The sequence below is a fragment of the Massilimicrobiota sp. mt181 genome (genome assembly GCF_055420065.1).
In genome coordinates this window covers 25,470-32,358 of the sequence record NZ_JBVAYN010000025.1, presented here as the reverse complement: position 1 = coordinate 32,358, position 6,889 = coordinate 25,470, and the positions used below count along the sequence as shown (strand labels likewise).

Annotated in this window: 6 protein-coding genes; all 6 read left to right on the top strand. The window is 41.1% G+C overall.

Annotated elements, in window-relative coordinates; genetic code table 11:
- Window positions 1-285: 285 nt before the first annotated feature.
- The 6 genes from ACZYT4_RS11870 (at window position 286) to ACZYT4_RS11845 (ending at window position 6,727) form a co-directional block, all read left to right on the top strand.
- Window positions 286-3,339 carry an SrtB-anchored collagen-binding adhesin gene (locus tag ACZYT4_RS11870; RefSeq protein ID WP_008787610.1) on the top strand — a complete coding sequence of 1,018 codons (3,054 nt, stop codon included), beginning with the start codon at window positions 286-288 and terminating at the stop codon, window positions 3,337-3,339.
- 234 nt (window positions 3,340-3,573) lie between these two features.
- Window positions 3,574-3,900, top strand: a complete 327-nt coding sequence (locus ACZYT4_RS11865; protein WP_005339720.1) for a YdcP family protein — start codon at window positions 3,574-3,576, stop codon at window positions 3,898-3,900.
- A 15-nt stretch (window positions 3,901-3,915) separates the two neighbouring features.
- Window positions 3,916-4,299 (top strand): YdcP family protein, encoded by a 384-nt coding sequence (locus ACZYT4_RS11860; RefSeq protein ID WP_008787611.1) that lies wholly within the window; start codon window positions 3,916-3,918, stop codon window positions 4,297-4,299.
- 116 nt (window positions 4,300-4,415) lie between these two features.
- The gene (locus tag ACZYT4_RS11855) at window positions 4,416-5,057 is read left to right on the top strand and encodes a DUF2178 domain-containing protein (RefSeq protein WP_017143883.1); all 642 of its coding nucleotides are present in this window, start codon (window positions 4,416-4,418) and stop codon (window positions 5,055-5,057) included.
- Between the two features lie 3 nt (window positions 5,058-5,060).
- Window positions 5,061-5,264: a helix-turn-helix transcriptional regulator gene (locus ACZYT4_RS11850; RefSeq protein ID WP_008787613.1), complete on the top strand. Its 204-nt coding sequence runs from the start codon at window positions 5,061-5,063 to the stop codon at window positions 5,262-5,264.
- A 68-nt stretch (window positions 5,265-5,332) separates the two neighbouring features.
- A complete protein-coding gene (locus ACZYT4_RS11845) occupies window positions 5,333-6,727 on the top strand; it encodes an FtsK/SpoIIIE domain-containing protein (RefSeq protein WP_008787614.1) in 1,395 nt (464 codons plus the stop codon).
- Window positions 6,728-6,889: the final 162 nt, after the last annotated feature.

Here is a 6,889-nt window from a genome sequence, read left to right as displayed (position 1 = left end):
AAAAACACAATAAAAATCTGATTATCCGCTAAAACACAGTATCTATCAGCATTTTCAAGAAAACAAACACATCAATTTACTACTTATTTACTACTAAAGAATGAGCCTTGATACGCAAGTTTTCTTAGATATGCAAAGATATGGTACAGCACATCCGTATTGAAACAACAAAAAATTGAATATTTCATAGACTATGGAACGCCTAAAATGACGTTCCTTTTCTATTTCCAGCCGTTCTTATTGGACGGCTATTTTATTACCTAAAATGAAAGGAGCATTAGATTTATGAAAAAGACATGGAAACGATTGTGTACGGGCTTCTTAGCTCTTGCAACTGTCGTTACTGCTTTACCGACTACACCCGTCCATGCAGAAAGTAAGCAATACTGGACGGAAAGTGCAGAGCGTGTCGGTATCATTGAAAAAGTAATGAATGACGGTTCTATCGGTTCGACATTCAATGAGGGTTATATGAAAGTCGAGGGCGAAACTGCCTATTGTATCGACATCAATACAGATTTTAAGAATGGCTACAAGACCAGAGCTGACGCAAGCTCACGCATGAGTGCCGACCAGATTTCAGATGTGGCGTTATCCTTAGAGTATGTCAAACAGTATGGCGAAACTCACAAGGAATTGAACTACAAGCAAGTCTATCTGTTGGAACAATGTGTGGTCTGGCAGAGATTGAGCGTACATCTTGGCTGGCAATGCGACAACGTGCGAGCTTCTTATGATGAAATTCCAAAAGCTACGCAGGACGAAGTTTTCTCTGGTGCAAAAGCCTTTGTTAAAGAAAACAAAGGACGCTATGAATGTGGCGGTTATATCTACTCTGGCGAGGGGCAGGAATTGGGGCAATTCTGGGCGAAATTAAATGTCGGAAATGCGAAACTGCAAAAGACTTCCAGTAATACCAGTATTACAGACGGTAACGGGAATTACTCTGTCGCTGGTGCGACCTATGGTGTCTTTTCTGATAAGGACTGCACGAAACAGCTTGCCACCCTTACGACTGATGAAAACGGAAATACAGATGTTGTAGAGGTAAAGGCTGGCACAGTTTATATCAAGGAACTTTCTGCACCAGCAGGATATAAAGTAGATAAAACTGTATATTCCTTAAAGGTTGAAGCTGGAAAGACAGCGACCTTGAAAGTATCAGATATACCAAAAGTAACGGACACTTTGATTGAGCTTTTCAAGATTGATATGGAAACACAGAAAGACAATCCGCAGGGGAACGCTTCTCTAGCAGGTGCGGAATTTACATGGAAGTATTATGCTGGCTTCTATAACAAAGACAATCTCCCTGCCGAAGCTACTCGTACATGGGTTACAAAGACAATCGCCGAAACAGACAGCGACGGGACAACCCATTACATCACAAAATTAGGGGACGCTTACAAGGTATCTGGCGACAGTTTCTATATGCAGGACGGCAAAGCGGTTCTTCCTTTAGGAACACTAACCGTTGAGGAAACAAAAGCTCCAAACGGTTACTTGCTTGATGGTGCATATATGCAGGCTGGCGATAAGTCCGAACAGATTAAGGGCTTATATGTAACACAGATTACCGAGGACGGCGACCTTGCCGTATTATCTGGAAGTAACCAGTTTTCCGTATCAGATAAGATTATCCGTGGCGGTGTGAAAATTCAGAAACGAGATTTAGAAACGGGCGATACGAAGCCACAAGGAAGTGCCACTTTGAAAGATACTGCCTTTGACATCATTTCCTTAAATGATAATTCTGTTTTGGTTGAGGGCAAGCTATACAAGAAAAATGAAGTGGTAAAAACAATCCATACAGACCTTGAGGGTGTCGCTTCTACTTCTTCTGACCTTTTACCTTATGGAAACTTCCGTATCGTTGAAAGTGAAGCTCCCGACGGTTACTTAACTGACGGTGTAAAACCGATTGATTTTACAATCACAGAAAATGGAAAAATCGTGGACTTAACCGACGAATCTCATTCTATCTACAATCAGATTAAGCGTGGGGATATTGAGGGCGTAAAAATCGGTGCAGGCACACACAAGCGTCTTGCTGATGTTCCGTTTCGGATCACAAGCAAGACGACGGGAGAAAGTCATGTTGTAGTAACTGATGATAACGGGCAATTCTCCACTTCTGCTGACTGGGCTTCTCATAAGCACAATACCAACGCAGGCAAGACCAGCGAGGACGGTGTGTGGTTTGGAACTTCTGAACCAGACGACAGCAAGGGTGCATTGCCTTATGATACTTACATCATTGAAGAAATGAAATGCGACAGCAACAAAGGTTTTAAACTTATCCCACCTTTTGAAATCGTGGTATCAAGAAATAACCTTGTGATTGATTTAGGGACTTTGACTGATGAATACGAAAAAGAAATCTCTATCCATACCACAGCGACCAGCAAGGACGGCGAAAAGACAATCCTTGCAGGAAAAGAGGTTACAATCGTTGATACTGTCAAATTAGACGGACTTACCAAAGGCACAAAATATCAGCTCAAAGGCTGGCAGATGTTAAAGGAAGAAAACGCCGAGCTTGTCATTGACGGGAAACGTGTAGAAAACGATTATACCTTTATCGCTGATGATGAAGAAATGAAAGTGGAAATTTCTTATACATTCAATGCGTCTGCTTTAGGTGGCAAGAACCTTGTTACCTTTGAAGAATTGTATGATTTGAGCAATCCAAAAGAACCTGTAAAAGTTGCGGAACACAAAGACATTGAGGACGACGGGCAGACGGTACTTATTACAGAACGTATCATCAAAATTCATACGACTGCTACGGATAAGGACGGCAACAAAGAACTTGAAGCTGGAAAAGAGGTAACAATCATTGATACCGTAACCTTAGAGGGCTTAGAAGTCGGTACACAGTACAAACTTGTAGGCTGGCAGATGTTGAAAGAAGAAAATGCAGAGCTTCTTATCGACGGAAAACGTGTGGAAAGTGATTATACATTTACCGCTGACAGCGAAACTATGAAAGTGGAAGTTGCCTTTACCTTTGACGCTACTTCTCTTGATGGCAAACAGCTTGTAACTTTTGAAGAATTGTACGATTTAAGCAATCCAGACGAGCCGAAGAAAGTTACCGAGCATAAAGACATTGAGGACGAGGGACAGACGATTACCTTTAAGGAAAAACCAGAAGTCCCAGAAGAACCAGAGAAACCCGAAACACCGCCGACACCAGAGAAGCCACACCGACCTAGCGACAGTCCCAAAACGGGCGATAACACAAACCTTTACGGACTGCTTGCACTTCTTTTAACTTCTGGTGCTGGGCTGGCAGGTATCTTCTTCTACAAACGCCGTAAAATGAAGAAATCATAAGGCGGTAACGGTATGAGGAAAGAAAAATCACGCTCTCCGCCGAAGCTGTCAAACGGCAGACTTCCGCTTATTCTGGCTTGTCTGCTACTTACCTGCAAGAACACGGATAGTCAAGGGTGCGTAAGCATTGATTTTACCCTTTACTATCGGTGGGATTGCTGGTACTTCCCAAACCGCCAGAATAAGAAATCACAATCAATTTATCAAAAATAGAAAGAAACGAGGTAAAACAATATGGAAATGAAATATGTCGTGCCAGATATGGCACAGTCTTTTGGAACTCTTGAATTTGCAGGCGAAAGTGAGCCAGTCTTTGAAAGAGATAAAAATAACCGCAGGGTCTTAGCCAGACGAAGCTATAACCTTTATTCTGACGTACAAAAAGGCGAAAATGTTGTGGTGGAAATTCCCGTGCAGGCTGGCGAAAAGAAGTTCAAGTATGAACAGAAAGTAAAACTTGTCAATCCGAAGTTATACGGCAGAGGTTACGCAATCGGGGATATGGGACATACCGATTATGTGTTAGTTGCTGATGATATTGTAGCAGTTGAAGAAAAGTAAAGGAGTGAAGAATTTATGAGATTATCAAACGGGTTTGTTATTGACAAAGAGAAAACATTTGGAGAATTAAAATTTACAGCGGTGCGTGATGTGTTCTTACAGAATGAGGACGGGACACCGAGTACCCAGCTTAAAAAGCGTATCTATGATTTGAAGTGCAGTCTGCATGGTGGAATTATCCCCGTGTCCGTACCGCCAGAAGTACCGTTAAGGGAATTTCCGTACAATGCAGTTGTGGAGCTTGTCAATCCCGTAGCCGATACGGTATCAAGAAAGACTTATACGGGTGCAGATGTGGACTGGTATGTAAAGGCAGAGGATATTGTATTGAAGAATAAAGGCAACCAGAACGCAGGCAGTCCACAGAACCCTACAACGCAGGGACAGCCGAAGAAATAAAAGTGATGTATTTGTCTTAATTTTGATTGACCAATTTTGATTGACACAAACAATGCGGAGTGATATATTTATCTCATAAAGATACAAAAACATCTCATTTGAAAGGAGAGATAAATATGTCAAAGAAACAAATTAAAAAAATTATTTTTATGGGGGTAGGGTGTGCTTTATTGCTTATTGTTGGTACAATCTACTCCCTATTATACAATAATGGACGCTGGGTCAAAAATATGGATATGTCGGAATATGTATTTTCTTACAAGGATATTCCTATGTTAGTAATTGGAGCTTTAATAGCACTATATGCTATCTATATAGTAATTATCTGCTTTAAAAATGTCTTTTCAAAAAACAGCAGGGAAAAACGATATTCAAGAACAATTTCTCCTTACTGGGGATTTTGTGGAATGTTTGGTTTTCTGGGGTTTGGCGGATTTTGGACATACTATAAATTTGGAGAAATATTTCCTTTTGCTTTTTTCATATTTTTTGGTTTTTTCAGTTTTTTCTTTGAAGGTAAACTTTCTCATATCTTAGAAGATGAGCTTTTTCAAGAAAATAAACGTAAGGCACAATTAGAAGCTTACAAGATAGGTTTTAAACTATTATTTGTAGTTATCTGGCTTATGGCAATAGGTATGTTTTCCCGTAATGTTGAGTGGTGTGCAATGTTTATGCTGATTTCTGTTTCACTTATCTATGCTCTTGTTCTTTTTCTTAGCAACTATTTATTATATCGTTATGAAAAAAGGGAATAAATTATGGAAGCAAAGTTTGTATGTAATTTAAAAAAATATCGTGTAGCACAAGAATTAACACAAGAACAACTCGCTGACATTGTAGGTGTTCGTCGTGAAACTATTATGAGATTAGAAAAAGCACAATATAATCCGTCACTTAAATTGGCAATAGATATTTCAAGAGCTGTAAAAGCTCCGATAGAAGATATATTTATTTTTGAATAAAGACAGTTTAAAGCAGTTAGTCTTAGGATTGACTGCTTTTTTCGTACACAGAAAGGAGAGATTGTTTTATGCGTAAGATTTGGAATAAAGGACACCGTATCAGAGCCAGCGACAAGCACCTTGTTTACCACTTTTCCATAGGAACGCTTCTGTTTGTATTCGTGGCGGTTCTCCTGCTACTGAATAGTAAACAGCTCATGCGTACCGATTGGGAGCATTTCAGCTTGTTAGAGAACGGCTTGACGCTTTGCCCTTACAACTTCATAACTATACTGATAGCGACTGGTGTTTGTGCATTGGTCGCTTTTGGGTATTACCGCTTCTGTTACGACAGTTTCAAGAAGCTCCTGCACCGTCAAAAGCTGGCAAGAATGGTACTGGAAAACAAGTGGTATGAAGCCGATACCGTACAAGACAGCGGTTTTTTTACTGACCTGCAAAGCAGATCAAGGGAAAAAATCGTCTGGTTTCCAAAGATTTATTATCAAATGGAAAAAGGCTTGCTTCATATCCGCTGTGAAATCACGCTGGGAAAATATCAAGACCAGCTTTTACGGTTAGAGGATAAGCTGGAAAGTGGCTTGTATTGCGAGCTGACTGACAAGACCCTGCATGACGGCTATATTGAATATACCCTGCTTTATGATATGATAGCGAACCGCATTACCATTGATGAAGTACGGGCAGAAAATGGCTGTCTTAGACTGATGAAAAATCTTGTCTGGGAATATGACGCACTCCCTCACGCTCTGATTGCTGGTGGGACTGGTGGCGGTAAAACCTATTTTCTGCTGACGCTCATTGAAGCCTTACTGCATACAAACGCTGTCCTTTACATTTTAGACCCAAAGAACAGCGACCTTGCGGACTTGGGAACAGTCATGCCAAACGTCTACCATACTAAAGAAGAAATGATAGATTGCGTCAATGCCTTTTATGAGGGCATGGTACGACGAAGCGAGGAAATGAAACGACACCCGAACTATAAGACGGGCGAAAACTACGCCTATCTTGGACTGCCTCCCTGCTTTCTTATCTTTGATGAATATGTGGCATTTTTTGAAATGCTGGGGACGAAAGAAAGCGTGGGCTTACTTAGCCAGTTAAAGAAAATCGTTATGTTAGGACGACAAGCAGGTTATTTCCTTATCGTTGCCTGCCAGCGTCCAGACGCAAAGTATTTCTCGGACGGTATCAGAGATAACTTCAATTTCCGTGTGGGACTTGGGCGTATCAGCGAATTAGGTTACGGTATGCTGTTCGGTTCAGATGTGAAAAAGCAATTTTTCCAGAAGCGTATCAAGGGGCGTGGCTATTGTGATGTGGGAACAAGTGTTATCAGTGAATTTTACACGCCTTTAGTCCCGAAAGGACATGATTTTTTACAGACTATCTGCTCTCTTGCACAAGCAAGGAAGGACGGGACGGCGACGTGCGAAGCGAAAGGCGACGGCACGGACTAGCCGTTGCTGGTGTGGCGTAAGCCACGCCAGCAGGTAAAACCCCTCGGTATCTAACAGAGGGGTACGTTTGCAAATAGACAATAGACAAAAAACATAGGAAACATAAGGCTTCTAGCATGATTTCCTAGCAAAATTCAGTTGTGAAGTCGTTAAAAAAAACTT

What these genes read in the sequence shown, in the direction of transcription:
- ACZYT4_RS11870 (WP_008787610.1), top strand. Translation starts at nt 286, where the DNA reads ATGAAAAAGACATGGAAACGATTGTGTACGGGCTTCTTAGCTCTTGCA.
- ACZYT4_RS11865 (WP_005339720.1), top strand. Translation starts at nt 3,574, where the DNA reads ATGGAAATGAAATATGTCGTGCCAGATATGGCACAGTCTTTTGGAACT.
- ACZYT4_RS11850 (WP_008787613.1), top strand. Translation starts at nt 5,061, where the DNA reads ATGGAAGCAAAGTTTGTATGTAATTTAAAAAAATATCGTGTAGCACAA.
- ACZYT4_RS11855 (WP_017143883.1), top strand. Translation starts at nt 4,416, where the DNA reads ATGTCAAAGAAACAAATTAAAAAAATTATTTTTATGGGGGTAGGGTGT.
- ACZYT4_RS11860 (WP_008787611.1), top strand. Translation starts at nt 3,916, where the DNA reads ATGAGATTATCAAACGGGTTTGTTATTGACAAAGAGAAAACATTTGGA.
- ACZYT4_RS11845 (WP_008787614.1), top strand. Translation starts at nt 5,333, where the DNA reads ATGCGTAAGATTTGGAATAAAGGACACCGTATCAGAGCCAGCGACAAG.